At 59.6% G+C, this 14,351-nt stretch carries 13 protein-coding genes; 6 read left to right on the top strand and 7 right to left on the bottom strand.

Annotated features, from left to right (window positions below):
* Nucleotides 1-187: 187 nt before the first annotated feature.
* A complete protein-coding gene (locus L248_RS11235) occupies nucleotides 188-1,156 on the bottom strand; it encodes a DUF1002 domain-containing protein (RefSeq protein ID WP_040536500.1) in 969 nt (322 codons plus the stop codon).
* A 100-nt stretch (nucleotides 1,157-1,256) separates the two neighbouring features.
* Nucleotides 1,257-3,119: an FAD/NAD(P)-binding protein gene (locus L248_RS11230; RefSeq protein ID WP_022530351.1), complete on the bottom strand. Its 1,863-nt coding sequence runs from the start codon at nucleotides 3,117-3,119 to the stop codon at nucleotides 1,257-1,259.
* A 157-nt stretch (nucleotides 3,120-3,276) separates the two neighbouring features.
* Between L248_RS11230 and L248_RS11225 the strand changes: the two genes are divergently transcribed.
* Nucleotides 3,277-4,467, top strand: coding sequence for an acetate/propionate family kinase (locus L248_RS11225; RefSeq protein WP_022530349.1), 1,191 nt, complete (start codon nucleotides 3,277-3,279; stop codon nucleotides 4,465-4,467).
* Here L248_RS11225 and L248_RS11220 read toward each other — a convergent pair.
* Together L248_RS11220 and L248_RS11215 are read right to left on the bottom strand one after the other, a co-directional pair.
* Nucleotides 4,445-5,386: an alpha/beta hydrolase gene (locus L248_RS11220; protein WP_022530348.1), complete on the bottom strand. Its 942-nt coding sequence runs from the start codon at nucleotides 5,384-5,386 to the stop codon at nucleotides 4,445-4,447. The two genes, L248_RS11225 and L248_RS11220, sit on opposite strands and share 23 nt — an antisense overlap.
* A 27-nt stretch (nucleotides 5,387-5,413) precedes the next feature.
* Entirely contained in the window at nucleotides 5,414-5,698 is a 285-nt protein-coding gene (locus L248_RS11215; protein WP_040536497.1) for a hypothetical protein, read from the bottom strand.
* Nucleotides 5,699-5,734: 36 nt separating this feature from the next.
* Here L248_RS11215 and L248_RS11210 point away from each other — a divergent pair, with 36 nt between their 5' ends.
* Nucleotides 5,735-7,285 carry a glycosyltransferase gene (locus L248_RS11210; protein ID WP_022530346.1) on the top strand — a complete coding sequence of 517 codons (1,551 nt, stop codon included), beginning with the start codon at nucleotides 5,735-5,737 and terminating at the stop codon, nucleotides 7,283-7,285.
* Nucleotides 7,263-7,727: a hypothetical protein gene (locus tag L248_RS11205; protein ID WP_022530345.1), complete on the top strand. Its 465-nt coding sequence runs from the start codon at nucleotides 7,263-7,265 to the stop codon at nucleotides 7,725-7,727. Before L248_RS11210 ends, L248_RS11205 begins: the two co-directional genes overlap by 23 nt.
* Here the strand turns inward: L248_RS11205 and L248_RS11200 are convergent.
* A complete protein-coding gene (locus tag L248_RS11200) occupies nucleotides 7,715-8,527 on the bottom strand; it encodes a tyrosine-protein phosphatase (RefSeq protein ID WP_022530344.1) in 813 nt (270 codons plus the stop codon). The genes L248_RS11205 and L248_RS11200 overlap by 13 nt on opposite strands.
* 112 nt (nucleotides 8,528-8,639) lie before the next feature.
* Here L248_RS11200 and L248_RS11195 point away from each other — a divergent pair, with 112 nt between their 5' ends.
* A complete protein-coding gene (locus tag L248_RS11195; protein WP_022530343.1) occupies nucleotides 8,640-9,434 on the top strand; it encodes a glycosyltransferase family 2 protein in 795 nt (264 codons plus the stop codon).
* 11 nt (nucleotides 9,435-9,445) lie between these two features.
* Entirely contained in the window at nucleotides 9,446-9,835 is a 390-nt protein-coding gene (locus tag L248_RS11190) for a DUF1694 domain-containing protein (protein ID WP_022530342.1), read from the top strand.
* Between the two features lie 140 nt (nucleotides 9,836-9,975).
* Here L248_RS11190 and L248_RS11185 read toward each other — a convergent pair whose 3' ends face one another.
* Nucleotides 9,976-10,878, bottom strand: coding sequence for an Rgg family transcriptional regulator (locus L248_RS11185; RefSeq protein ID WP_022530341.1), 903 nt, complete (start codon nucleotides 10,876-10,878; stop codon nucleotides 9,976-9,978).
* A 190-nt stretch (nucleotides 10,879-11,068) separates the two neighbouring features.
* Nucleotides 11,069-12,883 (bottom strand): oligoendopeptidase F, encoded by a 1,815-nt coding sequence (pepF, locus tag L248_RS11180; protein WP_022530340.1) that lies wholly within the window; start codon nucleotides 12,881-12,883, stop codon nucleotides 11,069-11,071.
* Nucleotides 12,884-13,071: 188 nt separating this feature from the next.
* On the opposite strand from pepF, the gene L248_RS11175 reads away from it, so the two are divergent.
* Entirely contained in the window at nucleotides 13,072-14,109 is a 1,038-nt protein-coding gene (locus L248_RS11175; protein ID WP_081701307.1) for a ribose-phosphate diphosphokinase, read from the top strand.
* The last annotated feature ends 242 nt before the right edge of the window (nucleotides 14,110-14,351 follow it).

Raw genomic sequence — 14,351 nt, 5'->3', positions numbered from 1 at the left:
CTAGCTGCGCGTCGCCGCCCGTTTTGCCGGAGCTTGCGGAGCTTTGGCACGGCGCCCGGGCATGTTTTGTCACGTGTCCATGGCTAGCTCCGCAGGACCGGCTTCGCACTAGCTGCGCGTCGCCGCCCCAATCTGCGGAGCCCGTAGTCACCCGAGCCAGCGCCAGACACTGCCCTTCCTCGTTCAGTTACTTAAACAACCCCACGATCTGGTTCCAAACGTTCTGGAAAAACTGGCCGATGGCGTCCATGACTTTTTGGAAGAGGTTGCGGTTCTCTTGGGTGTTCAGCTTGTTGAAGATACTTTTGGCGTTGTCCTGGATGTCGCTCATGACCTTGCTCGCCTGCTCTTTGAAGCTGCTGCTGTTCAAGGCCCCGGAATCCCGGATCTGTACCAGAATATTGATGATCTGCTGCTTCTGGTTGTTGTTGATGACGTTGCCCAGGTTATTTTTGGTGATTTGGTTGTTCACGATGGTGGTGATGTCGCCGGTGGTGATGTTGCTGCCCTTTTGGGCCATTTCTTCCTTCGCCCCGGCCACTGCGTTGTTCAGCTGGGCATCAGAGTAACCGTCCTTGCCCTTGTTGGCCTGGTTGATGTCGTTCAGGGTACCCATCTCGTTCTGGGCCGCCGTGACTTGCTTCTGGTTGAGGGCGTCGCCGTTCTGGGCGAAGGCCGCGTAGACCCCGGCCAGGGCGCCGGAACCATCGATAGGTACGGCGGAAGTGACGTAGATGTTGGCGTCGGTGACGCCGGCGGTGAGGGCGGCGTTCTTGTATTGATCTGCCGTGATCTGAGTAATGTTGTTCTTGCCGTTATAGTTCAGAATCTGGACGTTGATGCCGCTGCCGCTGCTGGTCTTCTGGACGGCGGCGCTGGACCAGACGCCGGACGCGCTGGTGAAGGTAGAACCGCTGGGGTTCAGGTACTTGACCAGGGTGTCCCCGGTAATGGTGATGGTGCTGTAATTCGCACCGTTGAGCGGGCTGGTCAGGGTACTGATGGTGCCTTCCTTTTGGCTGGCGGTCAGGCTGGTGCCCAGGGTGACGATGGGCTGGCTCCAGTCGCCGCTGGCGGCGTGGGCGGGGGTGGTCAGGAGCAGGGCCCCGGCCACCGCGGTCATGATGATCATTAAGAAACGAACGAACTTACGCATGATTTCTTTCCTCACTTCTTCAAGGGATACATCGAGTATACCAGGAACGCCCGCTGGCGCAGACGGCCGGCGGGCGTTCTTAATTCTTCAGCAAGCAAAATCAGTCTTGAGACGGAGCCAAATGATGCAGCAGGCTGGCGACCAAAGCATCGGTCTCGCGCAAGGAAACGTCGTTGACGTCTGGCCGGGGACTGGCGGTGGTCAGCCAGTGCAGTCCTTCGGTGGGAATACCGTAGAGGGCGACGTTGGGCAGGTGATCGCCGGCAGCGGTGATCAAGGCACTGGTACGCCGGTCGACGGTGATCGCCCCCAGCGGCTGGCTGTGGTTGGGCAGTTCCAGGGTGTAAGGCCGGAGCAGCTGCTGGCGGTCCAAGTCCCGGAGCAGCGGGTTGGTCGCGGTGGGATAATTCACCGCCGGCAGCCGGGCTTCAATGAGAACGTTGCCGAGGAACCGCCGGCTGGGATACATCTGGGAGCGCACCGCGAAGGCATGGGCCGGCATGTCCAGGGCCATTTGGGGACCGACCAGCTTAACAATGCCGGCCTGGACCAGCGCGGTCAGTTCCTGGATACGCTTGGCTGGCGGACCGATGGAGAGAAAGTCGTTGATCGGCTGGAATTCTTTCAAGAAGATATTCCAGTAATCGCCGTCCGTCAGCAGCCGGTTTTCCACCACCTGGCGAATCGGGTCGCGCATGTCCCGGAAGACTTCCAGGGCACTGGTGAACGGTCCGGTCTCAGTCCCCCGGCGCGCTTCCATGTAGTCTCGGTGCAGATATTGCAGAACGAAAGTATCGAAGCCGGCTTCATCCGTAAGCTTTTCCGGGTGAGCCAGCACCTGCCAGTTCCACACCTGGCTGGCCGGCACTCCGAAGCTGTTAGCCGTTTTCGTCGGGTGGCCGGAACTTATCATCGCCGCCTTCAAGGCCTCCGCGTCGATGGTCGGGAAGTAGTCCCGCACCAGTTTCATATAATAAACGAATTCCACTTCGGCTTGGAGCAGGTGCCAGAACGTCAAGCCGGACACGTGCCCGGCCTTGTGCCACTGGGCCAAGCGCTCTTTGGTGAGAAAGCGGGGCGGCACCTCCACGCCATCGCCTTTCTCATTGAAGCCCTTGGCCCGGTAAGGAAAGCCGCCCCGTGAGCTGGCGTAGATCGGCGGTTCTTGGCCGCTCGCGTGGTAGATCAACGTATGCTGGGGACCGCGGGTGTACGTGCCGCCGCGGCCTTCGGTGAGGAGACTGACGTAGTCGAAGAAACTGAGCCCCAAACCGCGCAGGATCACCCGGTCGGTGGGCTGGACCGCGGCCAAGGCCGGCGCGGCGTCCGCCGGATTGCGCTGGGGAATGTAGGTCAGCCCGTAGCGCTGGGCATGGCTGCGCAGGTCTTCCTGCTCTTCGGTGAGGTCATTCTCGCTGTAACCCAGGGCCATGACCACGCCGTTGACGGTGGTCTGCTGGTCACCGGCGGTCAGCTGGACCGTGGTGTCGTTCAGCCAGTGCAGACCGGTCACAGTGGTGGGAGAAAAGGCAATGTCGGTGCCGGTGGCGTGCTGCTGAACGTAGTCGAAGAACCAGCGGGTGTACGCGCCGTAAAGTGCCCGGGAAGAATAGCCGCGTTCCTGCAGCTTATTGGCCTCTGTACGCAAAGCGGCGGCGGTGGACCATGGTTGGCGGCGCAGCCAGGTGGGGGCAATCTGTTTGCTCCACTGGTACAGGTTGGGGCCGGTGGTCAGGGGACCGCCGCTGAGGGCGACGGTGGCGTCGGTGAACAGGGTGATCTGGATGGGGATCGTGTTCATGATCAGCGACAGCGGCTGTTCCGGCTGCCAGACCATGCCGCCGATACCGGCGGGATCGTACAGGGTCACCCGCAGCGGGAAACGGTCCCGCTGCTGCCAAGCGGTCAGCCGTTCCAACGTCATTAAGCCGCGGGGACCGGCACCGATGATTGCAATTTCCATTGTGTCAACAACCCTTCTTTCAAATCTATTCATGGGGCGATCAGAATCATGCTCGGGTGGCGGCGGCCGAGCGCAACGCCGCCGCCTTTCTGCCTGCCCGAGTCATGATGGTATAATTAATTGATTGAAATCACGGACCAAATTACAGGAGGTTACCATGCCAAAAGTACTCGCCATTAATGCCGGCAGTTCCACGTTGAAGTTCCAAGTGATCGCCATGCCCGAGGAGACGCTCCTGGCGTCCGGGGGCATCGACCGGGCCAGCTCACCCGCTGCCGTCTTGACGATCAAAGACGCCCAGGGGCAAAAGCACGAGAGCCGGGCGAACCTGGAGGACATCGATCAGGCGGTGGATACACTGCTGACGACGCTAGTCGCCCAAGGGGTCCTCAGTGCGCCCGAGGAGCTGGCCGGCATCGGTCACCGGGTGGTGGCCGGCGGCGAGAAGTTCGCTGCCCCCACCCGGGTCACGCCCCAGGTCATTCAAGACATCGCCGCGCTGGCCGAGTATGCGCCGCTGCACAATCCCAGTGAAGCGGCCTATATTGCCGCCTTCACGAAGCGGCTGCCGGGCGTGCCGGAGGTGGCGGTGTTCGACACTGCCTTCCACCAGACCATGCCCCGGGTCAATTACCTGTACAGCATTCCCATGCAGTATTACCGGGACTATGGGGCCCGCCGTTACGGTGCCCACGGGACCAGCCACGCGTATGTGGCTCGGGAAGCAGCCAAGCTGCTGCACCGGGACCTGGCCGACTTGAAGCTGATCACGCTGCACCTGGGCAACGGGGCGTCAGCGGCGGCCATCACCCACGGCGAATCCCTGGACACTTCCATGGGCTTCACACCGCTGGCCGGCTTGACCATGGGCACCCGCAGCGGGGATATCGACCCGTCGCTCGTCGCCTACCTGGCCGGGAAGACGCACCAGTCCTTCCAGGACATGGTCCAGGTCCTGAACGACCAGTCCGGGATGCTCGGGCTCACCGGCCTGTCTTCGGACTTCCGGGACATCGACGCCGCCGCCCAGGCTGGCAATGAACGGGCCATTCTGGGGGAGCGGATCTTCGTCAACCGGGTGGTCAAGTACATTGGGGCCTATACGGCAGAAATGGGCGGGCTGGACGCCATCGTCTTCACCGGCGGCGTCGGCGAACACCGGGGTTCCCTGCGTCATGGTGTCCTGCGGCAGCTGGCTTACATGGGTATGACGGAAGACCCAGCCCAGGTGAATGCCCAGGCCACTGCCTTTCTCACCACCCCCGAGGCCCGGGTCCAAGCGCTGGTGATCACCACCAATGAAGAAGTGATGATTGCCCGGTCGGTCATGAAGCTGACGTCTCACTAGGCACGTACTGGGACAGAAAACGCTTGACCCGGGCCGTATATTCCGATGGTGCCGTGGCGAACGAGCTGGCGTGGTCCGCCCCGGGAACGATCCACATGTCCTTGGGGGCATGGGTGGCGTTGAAGCAGTCGATGCACATATAGGTCGGCACGAACTTGTCCTCGGCCCCGTGGATGAAGAAAATCGGCCGGGTATTCTTCTTCAGCTGACCGATGCTGGTGACGCTGTCGGCCAGCGACCAGCCCATGGTGATGCGGTTGATGCCGCTGACGATGGGCCAAAACGGCCACTTCGGCAGGTGGAACTGGGAACGCATCTGGTAGGTCAGTTCTTCTTCCACGGAAGAATAGCCGCAGTCTTCAATGATGGCCTTGACCTGGGGCGGCAGTTCTTCACCGCTGACCATCATCACGGTGGCGCCGCCCATGGAGATGCCGAAGAGGACGATTTCGCAATCCGGCCCCAGCCGAGCGATGACCTTGTTGATCCAGTCTAGATAATCCATGCGGTCCAGCAAGCCAAAGTTGATGTACTTGCCGGCGGAGCCGCCGTGGGACCGATTATCCGGCATTAAAACGTTGTAGCCGTCCGCCCAGAAAAGCTGGGCGCTGGCCGCCATTTTGCGGGCCTGGCCCTTGTAGCCGTGGGACATGATGACGGCTTTCTTTGACGGCCGGGCCGCAGGGAGATAGAAGGCTTGGATCTGCTGGCTGGGGTCGTCAGGATTCAGCTGCCACTTTTCTTTCGGGGCTTGCAGGAACCATTGGTCCGCTGCATAGTAGGGCGAATCCGGCGGCAGCGGGGTTTCTTCGGCTGACTGGTCCGCTCGCCTGAAGGCGTACTGGTAGAGCAGGGCGGAGACGACCGCGGTGCCGGCCGCCAAGGTGACAGGAGCGCCGACTTGGAGTATTTTCTTCATTGTAGTCAATGCACTTACCTCCTCGAGTTAAAGGATATGGATGAGGGAACCGACGGCCAAGACGATGATCGCTACGGTCCCCAGAATCAGACTGAGCGTAATGACGAAGGGGCTGAAGAGCAGGGTGGCGGCGGCCAGTACCGCCGTCGTGCCGGCCCACACCAGCAACGCGGTGATGATGCTCCAGGTACTGCCCCAGAGCCAGCTGCCCCACCAGGCCAGCAGTGCCAGCACCGCGCCCAGGACCACCCAGTAACGCAGCCAATACCAGACGCCGTGGTTCGTATCCGCGTCGATCGTCCATTTTGCCATTTTTTTCACCATTCCCTTGCACAAGCAATGTATTCTATGATTAATTTTACCACGACGGCGTCCGCCGCCGCGCGTTGGAGAAAGGATCTGCCCATGCTCTTCTTTATTGGTAACGAAACCCCTGGTTCTGCTGATACATTTGTTTCCCAAAGTCTGGATCTGGCGTTGACCCTCGCGGCCCACGAGGTCCCGGCCCGGGTCCTGACCCTGAATTACGACCGGCTGCTGACCCGTACCCCGGCGAGCGGCGGGGCCGCCGCCCTGGCCTTGAACCTGTGGGATGAATTGCAAAAAGTGGGGCAGCTCAAGAAGCGGGTCCTGACGTTTCGGGACTTGAACCTGGGGAATAAGCAGGACTGGTGGATCAACTTGGCGACCCAGGAATACCGCCCGGGCGATCGCCGCTTTGCGGTGGTGCACACGATTGCCGATTCGCCCCAGATCGATTACGTCGATTACTATGCCCGGCCGGACGAGATCCGCAAACGGGATTTCTTTGACCGCCGCGGATTCCGCTCCGTCAGCCAGTATCTGAACACCAACGGGACGGTGGAACAAGAAATATACTGGGACGTGCATGGCGCTCCGGTCTTGGAACACTATTTCGAACCGGTCCCGCACCAGGCGCCTCAAGCGGGCATGGTGCTGCTGCCCCGGCTGGGCGGCCGAGAAATGGTCTTTCCGGACATGGCGGCTGCCCTGGGTGTGCTGGCGACGGCCGCCATTGCCGAGACCCATGCCAGCGGGCCGGCCACCATCGTTGCCCAGGACGCGCCGGAAGTGTTGGCGGCAGTCCAGGCGATGAATTTACCCCGCCGGTTCGTATTCGCCCACCGCAGCAGCCTGACCCAGCAGACGGAAGACGATGCGCTGTGGACCCACGTGCAGACATTACTGGCCCATTACGCCGGGGTGATCGTGCCGGATCAGCTGCTGGCCACGCGCTGGGCGGCCCGCACCGGCGAGACCATCCGGGTGGCCCAGTTCCCGGTGCACGCCACATTCCCCGCGACGGCGCTGACACCGCTGGCAAAACGGCCCGCGGCGTCGGTCTTGACTTATTTGGACGCTGATCCCCAAGGCACCGGGCTGAAGGCGTTGATGACGTTGTTCACCACCCTGCGCCAAGCGGTGCCCCACGTGCGGCTGACCATTTACCAGCCTCAGCTGGGGGCTGCCACCGTCCCAACAGGCAGCACCCATCCGGGCGGCAGTGTCCAATTCATCAGCACCCCGGCCCAGTGGCGGGAGGCTTTGGCGACACATCAAGTGTATGCCAGCGTCCGCGCCTTTCCGGCCGCCGCGGTGATCATCAGTGCACTGGCCCACGGGCTGGCCGTGGTGGCCGCCAGCGACCACGCCGGTGCCTGGACGCCTTTTGTCCGGGCAGATGAAAATGGCGTCGTCGTGCCGGCGGCCAACAGCGGTCAGTTCGCCGCGGCCGTTAAGCAGCTGGTGCGTCATAAAAAAGCCTTAAACACGGCCGAGAAGACCTCACTGGCGCTTGCCCAGGACTATACTGAACAGGCTGTCATTGCCAAATGGCAAGCTGTCGACAAGGCGGGTGAGGACGACGGAAATCAATAACCCCCAATGGCCGTATCGCCATCCGTGGCTGTTTACGCTCATTTTTTTCGTGGGCTTCATGGCGGTGACGATCCTGATCAGCTGGCTGCTCCACCAGCCGCTGACCGGACTGTTCATCAAACAGCCCATCGTCAATGCGCTGTACATGACCCTGATCCTGACGCTGCCGGTCCTGCTGCCGTTGCCGAAGTGGTCGGGGAATGAGCGCTTTTTGTTGTACTCCGCTATTTTCTTCCTGATCATTCTGGTGGATGCGTATGCCTTGGAGGGCAACCGTTTCTACTGGTCCGGGTTCGGGACGCTGGCGCTGATCTCTTTGCTGCCAGGATTCGTGGCATCCTTCATCGTGGGCAAGCACATGCAGCGACGGCTGGCCAAAGAAAAAGCGGCCGCAAAGCCGCCTGTTCCAGAGCATCAAAAGAAAGCCGATCATTCTAAGTAACGCTGCCGCAGGGCAGTCAGCTGCACCGGTTTGAGCCGTAACGCGTTCTGCCAGAAGCCGGCAAAGCTGCCGTAAATTGTATCAATGGCGTGGAAGATGGCCGGCATGGCGGCGGCTTCCCCCTGCATCAAGTTCATCCGGGTGACCCGGGAATCCACGTGGGGATCGGCGAGAAACTTCGTTACGTCCGCTTCACTCATGCCGCCCAGGACCAGATTGGTGAGCAGATAGTCTTGGACGATCAAGTCGTCCGCCACCCCCAAGGCTTTCTCAATCAAGGCCGCGCCCATGCCGGTGCGGTCCTTGCCGGCGGCACAGTGGAAGACCACACTGTGGCCCGGGGTCGTGTTGGCCAGCAGCTGCTGGAACATGAACGAATAAGCGTGTTGGCTGAAGGGGTCGAGAATGATCTGCTGGTAAAGGCCGGCCAGGCCGTCGGCGTAGTGGAAGTGCTCCAGTTTGGTTTTCTTCCCGCCGCCGAAGAAGTCCTTGACCCGCTGCCACGCCGTGTCCTGGTCGCCGGCGGTCATGGCGTAGACGGGGTCGTGGTAGTAGTGGACCTCGCCGGGCAGCCGGTCGGGGGCCATCTGAGTCTCGCTGAGCGAGCGAAAGTCGATCACGACCCGCACCCCGTAGTCCCACAATTGCTGCTGGCCGCGCAGCGTGATGCCGCTCATACTGCCAGAGCGCAGGACTTGCTGGGTCTTGATATGCCGCCCGTCAGTGGTGGCAATCCCGCCCAGTTCGCGCAGGTTCACGCTGCCGTCCACAGGCACCACCCGATTGATCAGTTTTGCCATCCGCGTCAACTCCTTTTTCTTCTATTATACCGTCCTTGGTAAGCGGTGACAGTCGCAGTCCCGGGGTTGTCTGGTATAATGACCATGATGCTTCACGAAAGGTGGAATTCTTTTGGCACCGCTCATCTCCATTATTGTTCCTGCATATAACTTGGACGGGCTGCTCAACCGGAGCGTTCAGGCCCTGCTCCAACAGACCTACCGCAACATCGAGGTGCTTATTATGGACGACGGTTCCACCGACGATACATACCAGATCGCCACAGAGTTTGCCCGGCTCGATGACCGCGTCCGGGTTCTCCAGATGCCGGCCAACGTGGGCATCTCCCGGACCCGCAACGCCGGTATGGCGGCGGCCCGCGGAGATTTTCTCACCTTCTCTGACGGCGACGACTGGACCGAACCGACCCAGATGGCCTGGTACATGGACCGCTTCGCCAAGCACCCGGAGGCAGCAATGGTCGCCTGCGGCTTCGTCATTGAACCCACCGGCCGGCGGAACAAGTCCCGTAAGCACGGCATCGTCGATCAGAAAGAAATGCTTAATCTGGTGGCTAAGCCCAGCGGCCCGATCCGCGGATATACGTGGAATAAATGCTACCGCACGGATATTATCCAGGACCACCACCTGACCTTCGACGCCGACGTTAAACTGATGGAGGATGCCCTGTTCAATACCCGTTACTGCATGTACGGCGACCAGTTCTATATTGAGAATACGCCGCTATACCATTATGTACAGCGAGAGGGCAGCGCCATCCATGCCGGCGTCACCGTGACTAAGAAGGCCCGGGACATCATGGTGGTCAACGCCCGCATGCAGCAGATCATTACGGAAGGGCGGGAGCGCCAGGCCAAGCAAGATAAGCTGAAGACCAAGCACGCCCACCAGTCCATCTCAGATTAGAGGCAGCGATCATGGCCATGGATGTGGAGAAATACATTAAGGCCCATATGTACGGCAACCCAACGATCAACCCCGACGACAAGCGGGAATTCCTCGGCAACTTCCGGGAGAACGTCGCACTGGCGTTAACGGTGGGCCAGGCGGCAGTCACGGAGATTGCACCGCTGGTGAAGAAAGCCATGGCGGCCCTGCCCCAGGGCCGAATGTACATTAACGGCCGGCTGCCCTTCGGTGAGCAGCAGGAACTGATGCAGCTGGCGATTACCGGCTCGTATGCCTTCACCATCGTCACCGATTCCGGGGTGCGGGTGCACGAAGGAGACGCCGGGACAAAGCCTGGGGATATGGCCGTGGTCGTGGCGGATCCCCGGGGGCCGTTGAAGAAGCGGCTGGTGCTGTGAATCCGGCGATTTGAAGTGCTGGCCTCTTTTCAAATGGCCAAACAGGCGGCTCGGCATACTTGGTTAATCAAGTACGCCGGGCCGCCTGTTGGCGTACGCCGGATCGTCACTGGATGCTACGCAAGGACCGCCAGTTGGCATCATTGCCGCACTGGCACCAGCCATTGCCGTAACGCGGCCACCTGCTGTTCCGTCTGCGCCAGGTAGGTCGGCATTTGCAACGTCTTAAGCAGATTGATAATCACGGGGATACCGGCCAGTGTGTCTTCGTCGTTATCGTGGTGAAAGTTGGCGAAAGTGTTGTAGACCTGCCGCATCAGCCGAGGGTACATAAACCGTTCCTGAAGCGGGACGGCGTTGAACATTCTCAATAGTTCCTGGTAGGCCGGCCAGTCTTGTTGCCGGATGATGGGATCAAAGGCCTGCTGCAGCATATCGCCGGTGGTGGGCACTGTACTGCCGGCCTCTATTTGCACCAGCGGTGCCGCTCGATGTAAGTAACGTTTAAGCAGTGGGAATAGATTGTCCATATCGAGTAAAGGCAGAATATTGAACAAGAGGGTGACTTCATAGCCGTACCACGTTTTGGTGGTATAGAGAAAGTCCCGAATAATGGTCAAGTCTGGCTGGCGCGGCGCAATCTGTCCGCCGTGGTGATAATAATCCGCAAATGCCGACGCGATGAGACTGGTCGTGCGGTCGCCGAAATATCCTGTCTGCGCAAAGCTTTTCTCTGCCAGTACTGCAGCAGCGGAAAACTTGGCTGGATCTTCCGTCACTGCGCCGGCTGCCATGAGCTGCCCAATCTGTTGAGCCGTTCGGGTCGCCGCTGCCGAATCCGTGCTGCTGTATGCATTAGCAAATTCAGTGATCATGATGTTGAGGCGCCGCAGCATTTCCATCAAGTTGGTGGCCGACGTATCAATTTCGCCGTTCTCGAAACGGAAGTAATTCGCCCGGGACATGATCCCTTGGTAAACCGTCTTAGCGGCGATGCTTTTGCTGGTGCGAAATTGTTTGATGATAGGCCCGATGACACTCATGATGATTGCTCTCCTTCGCTGTTCACAGGCGGTCGGCGGCTGAGAAAGTACCGCGTGGATAACTCTGGGATAAATATACCATTCGGCGGTGGGATTACCAACCAGTGCACGACATCATCAATTGATTGTTTAGAGTTGGTATAGCCCAATAAAAAAGACGTCTCGCGACGTCTTTAGCGTATTAATTGAATTAATGATCAAGCTGTTTGGACAGTGCCAGCACCTCGTCCACGACACTGCCTAAATACTGAATCGTATTGTGCAGCGGGGCGTCGGTGGTGATGTCCACGCCAGCCACCTTGGCTTCGCCGATGGGGTCCAGGCTGTCGCCCAGGCTGAGGAAGTTCAGCCAGTCCTGCACAGCCCCCGGCTGATGGTCGCGGATACGTAAGAAGGCTTGGGTCGATACTGTCAGACTGGCAGAGTAGGTATAGGAATACAGGCCCATGTAATAGTGAGACTGGCGCATCCAGGTCAGGTCACTGTTATCGTCCAGCTGGAGGGCGTCGCCCCAGAAGCGCTTGAACACCGTCCGGGTAATGGCGTTCAGGTCCTTCGCATCGAAGGCCTCACCCCGGTCCACCATGGCGTAGACTTCCCGCTGGTAAGCGGCTTCCAGCAGATGGGTGATGAAATTGTGGAAGTAGGTGTTCGTCAACAACTTCGTGTAGGCGAACCGCTTCATCCGCGGGTCATCGGTGCCCGCAATCAGACTGTTGGTCAGGAGCAGTTCGTTGAACGTGGACGGCGCTTCAATGATATAGCCGGAGGGCGTGAAGGCCAGCGGACCATGTTTTCGGGCAGAAAGGATGCCTTGGCCCGCGTGCCCCAGCTCATGGACGAGGGTATAAATATCGGCCAGATTGTGGGTCCAGGACATGAGAATATACGGATGCACGCGGTACGGCTGGGCACAGAAGCCGCCCGTTTCTTTCCCCACGTTGCCCACGAAGTCTACCCAGCGGTCCGGGAAGTAACGCATGATCATGTCGTGGTAGTCCGGGCCTAGCTGGGCGGCGGCTTGGCTGATGTAGCGCCGCGAGTCATCAATCGAGACCGTGGGGGCAAAGTCCGGATCCAGGTCGATCAGCCGGTCCGCGAAGGTCATTTCCTTGAGCCCCCGGGTTTTCTGGAGGTGTTTGATGTATTTCTGCATGATCGGTCCGAATTCATCGGTGATCAAGTCGATCTGGCGGTCGAAGAAGCTGCGGGGTACCTCTTGGTCGTACACCAGGTAATCGACGACGCTGGCGAAGCCCCGCAGCGTGGCCAGCCGCTTTTCTTTCATCACTTGGGCATAGTAGTTGGCCGCAACAGTGTTCTGGTACTGAGCAAGCACCTGGGAGAACGCGGCAAAGGCGGCGCGGCGCACCGTCGGGTCTGGGTCGTAGGCGTAGAGGTCTTCATACATCGTGAAGGATAGCGGATAGGTCTGCCCGTCGACGGTGAAGTCCGGGAAGTGCATGTCCGCGGAGCGGGTCTGACCATAGATGGTGGAGAAGGCGTTCAAGGTGGGAGAAAGCTGCGCCAGGGCCGCTTCTGTGTCCGGGGTCAGGCGAATCTTTTTGTCCCGGCGCAGGTGGCGGACGAGCGGTTCATAGTCTGGGTCGGCAGCGGCGATTTGGTCCAGGTCGGCTTCGCTCAGGGCAGAAAGGGCGCTGGTGAAGGCGGTGAAGACGGCCGCGGCTTGGCTGAAGACGGCTTCTGCCGAGGCGCCTAGTGCGCGGTAATGCGCGTTCGTGAGATCAGCTGCTTGGGGCAGGTAGGCATACGTATCCAGGTGGTCCTGCATCCCGTAAAGTTTGCTGTAGGCGGGTAAAGCCTTCAAGGCACTGGCCGCATCGGTGATTTTTCCTTGAGTGGCGGCACCGAATTTCTTCGTCTCCTCAGCAAATTCTTGCAATGCTTTCTTAAAATCATCTTCTGTCGGATAAAGGGCCGTTAAGTCCCAAGTGTAGCGTTCTGGCACCTCGTCACGGCGGGGTAAAGCAGTCGGTTCAGTCATGAAATCATCCTTTCTGCAGGAACGGGCAGCGGCCGCGCTCCGAGCTTGTTCTCACTGTAGCGCAATTTTGTGGCGGTCACAATAATTTTTCTGACATTAAGGCCGGCTTCCTGGTTTTCGGCTAACAGTCGCCAGCGCCGGTGATTTCTATTATAATGGGACCAGACATGGAAAATTTGGAGGCTGACATGGTTAAAACAGGTAACGTACCCGAATTGAAGTTGTTTGCACTGAATGGCAATCCGTCGCTGGCCAAGCGGATCGCGGACGCGGTGGGGCTGCCGTTGAGCGGTGCGACCATCAAGCATTTCAGTGATGGCGAAATTCAGGTCAATATCGACCAAAGTGTGCGCGGCGATGACACCTACGTGATCCAATCGGTGGCCGACCCCGTGAACGAGAACTTCATGGAATTGATGATCATGATCGACGCCCTGCGCCGGGCCAGTGCCCGGACGATCAACGTCGTCCTACCGTATTACGGCTATTCCCGGGCCGACCGCAAGACCCGTTCCCGCGAACCGATCACGGCCAAGCTGGTCTCGAACTTGATCGAGATGGACGGGGCGACCCGCATCGTGGCGGTCGATCTGCACGCGGAACAGATTCAAGGCTTCTTCGATATTCCGGTGGATCACCTGCAAGCCATTCCGCTGCTGGCCACCTATTTTCTGAACCAGAAGTTGTGCCAAGATAAGGATGATTTGGTCATTGTGGCCCCGGACCACGCCACCACCAAGCGCGCCCGTGCCGTCGCCGAGTACTTCGGTGCACCGATTGCCATCGTCGACAAGCGGGACGAAACTGATACGACCATCGATCCGATGGACATTATCGGAGACGTCAAGGGTAAAGTAGCCATCATCGTCGACGACATGATCGATACCGGTACACGCCTGGCGGCCTCCGCGTATTCCCTGCAAGCCGCCGGCGCCACCCGCATCCTGGCTGGTGTCACCCACGCGGTATTCTCTGCCGGGGCGGTGGACAAGATTGAAGCGGCACCGCTGGAGCAGATCGTCTTCACGGACACGATTCAACTGCCGAAGGATAAAGTACGGGACAAGTTCGTCCAGCTGTCCGTCGGTCCCTTGATCGGCCAGGCCATCCGGATGATCTTCCAGAACCAGTCCGTTGACGAGCTGTACGACTACCATACCGCGAAGGATATGTTCATGGTCAACGACCTCAGCCAGGATAAGGCTGTGGAGCAAGAAGACCGGTAATTTTACAGACTGGGACGCAAAAACACACCCAAGCAATTCGTCGCTCGGGTGTGTTTTTGTATGCAATTAGCAATCGAAAATGGGCTCGCGGGGGACCCAGCGATTTGGGCCGGTACGGCGTTGTGCTTCGCACGGCCGCCTCGTGGCGCGGGGAGATGGCACGCGAGACCCGGCGATTTGGGCCGGTACGGCGTTGCGCTTGCGCGCAGCCGCCTCGTGGAGCAAGGAAAATTGATTCGCGG

It is taken from the genome of Schleiferilactobacillus shenzhenensis LY-73 (assembly GCF_000469325.1).
GTDB classification, from domain to species: Bacteria; Bacillota; Bacilli; order Lactobacillales; family Lactobacillaceae; genus Schleiferilactobacillus; species Schleiferilactobacillus shenzhenensis.
Note: the sequence above shows the minus strand (reverse complement) of the source record. Positions and strands in the feature narration are given on the sequence as shown.

Excerpts from the sequence above, each read along its gene's own strand:
- pepF (WP_022530340.1), bottom strand. The coding sequence starts at position 12,883 with ATGACTGAACCGACTGCTTTACCCCGCCGTGACGAGGTGCCAGAACGC.
- L248_RS11190 (WP_022530342.1), top strand. The coding sequence starts at position 9,446 with ATGGCCATGGATGTGGAGAAATACATTAAGGCCCATATGTACGGCAAC.
- L248_RS11200 (WP_022530344.1), bottom strand. The coding sequence starts at position 8,527 with ATGGCAAAACTGATCAATCGGGTGGTGCCTGTGGACGGCAGCGTGAAC.
- L248_RS11225 (WP_022530349.1), top strand. The coding sequence starts at position 3,277 with ATGCCAAAAGTACTCGCCATTAATGCCGGCAGTTCCACGTTGAAGTTC.
- L248_RS11220 (WP_022530348.1), bottom strand. The coding sequence starts at position 5,386 with ATGAAGAAAATACTCCAAGTCGGCGCTCCTGTCACCTTGGCGGCCGGC.
- L248_RS11215 (WP_040536497.1), bottom strand. The coding sequence starts at position 5,698 with ATGGCAAAATGGACGATCGACGCGGATACGAACCACGGCGTCTGGTAT.
- L248_RS11210 (WP_022530346.1), top strand. The coding sequence starts at position 5,735 with ATGATTAATTTTACCACGACGGCGTCCGCCGCCGCGCGTTGGAGAAAG.
- L248_RS11235 (WP_040536500.1), bottom strand. The coding sequence starts at position 1,156 with ATGCGTAAGTTCGTTCGTTTCTTAATGATCATCATGACCGCGGTGGCC.
- L248_RS11175 (WP_081701307.1), top strand. The coding sequence starts at position 13,072 with ATGGTTAAAACAGGTAACGTACCCGAATTGAAGTTGTTTGCACTGAAT.
- L248_RS11185 (WP_022530341.1), bottom strand. The coding sequence starts at position 10,878 with ATGAGTGTCATCGGGCCTATCATCAAACAATTTCGCACCAGCAAAAGC.
- L248_RS11230 (WP_022530351.1), bottom strand. The coding sequence starts at position 3,119 with ATGGAAATTGCAATCATCGGTGCCGGTCCCCGCGGCTTAATGACGTTG.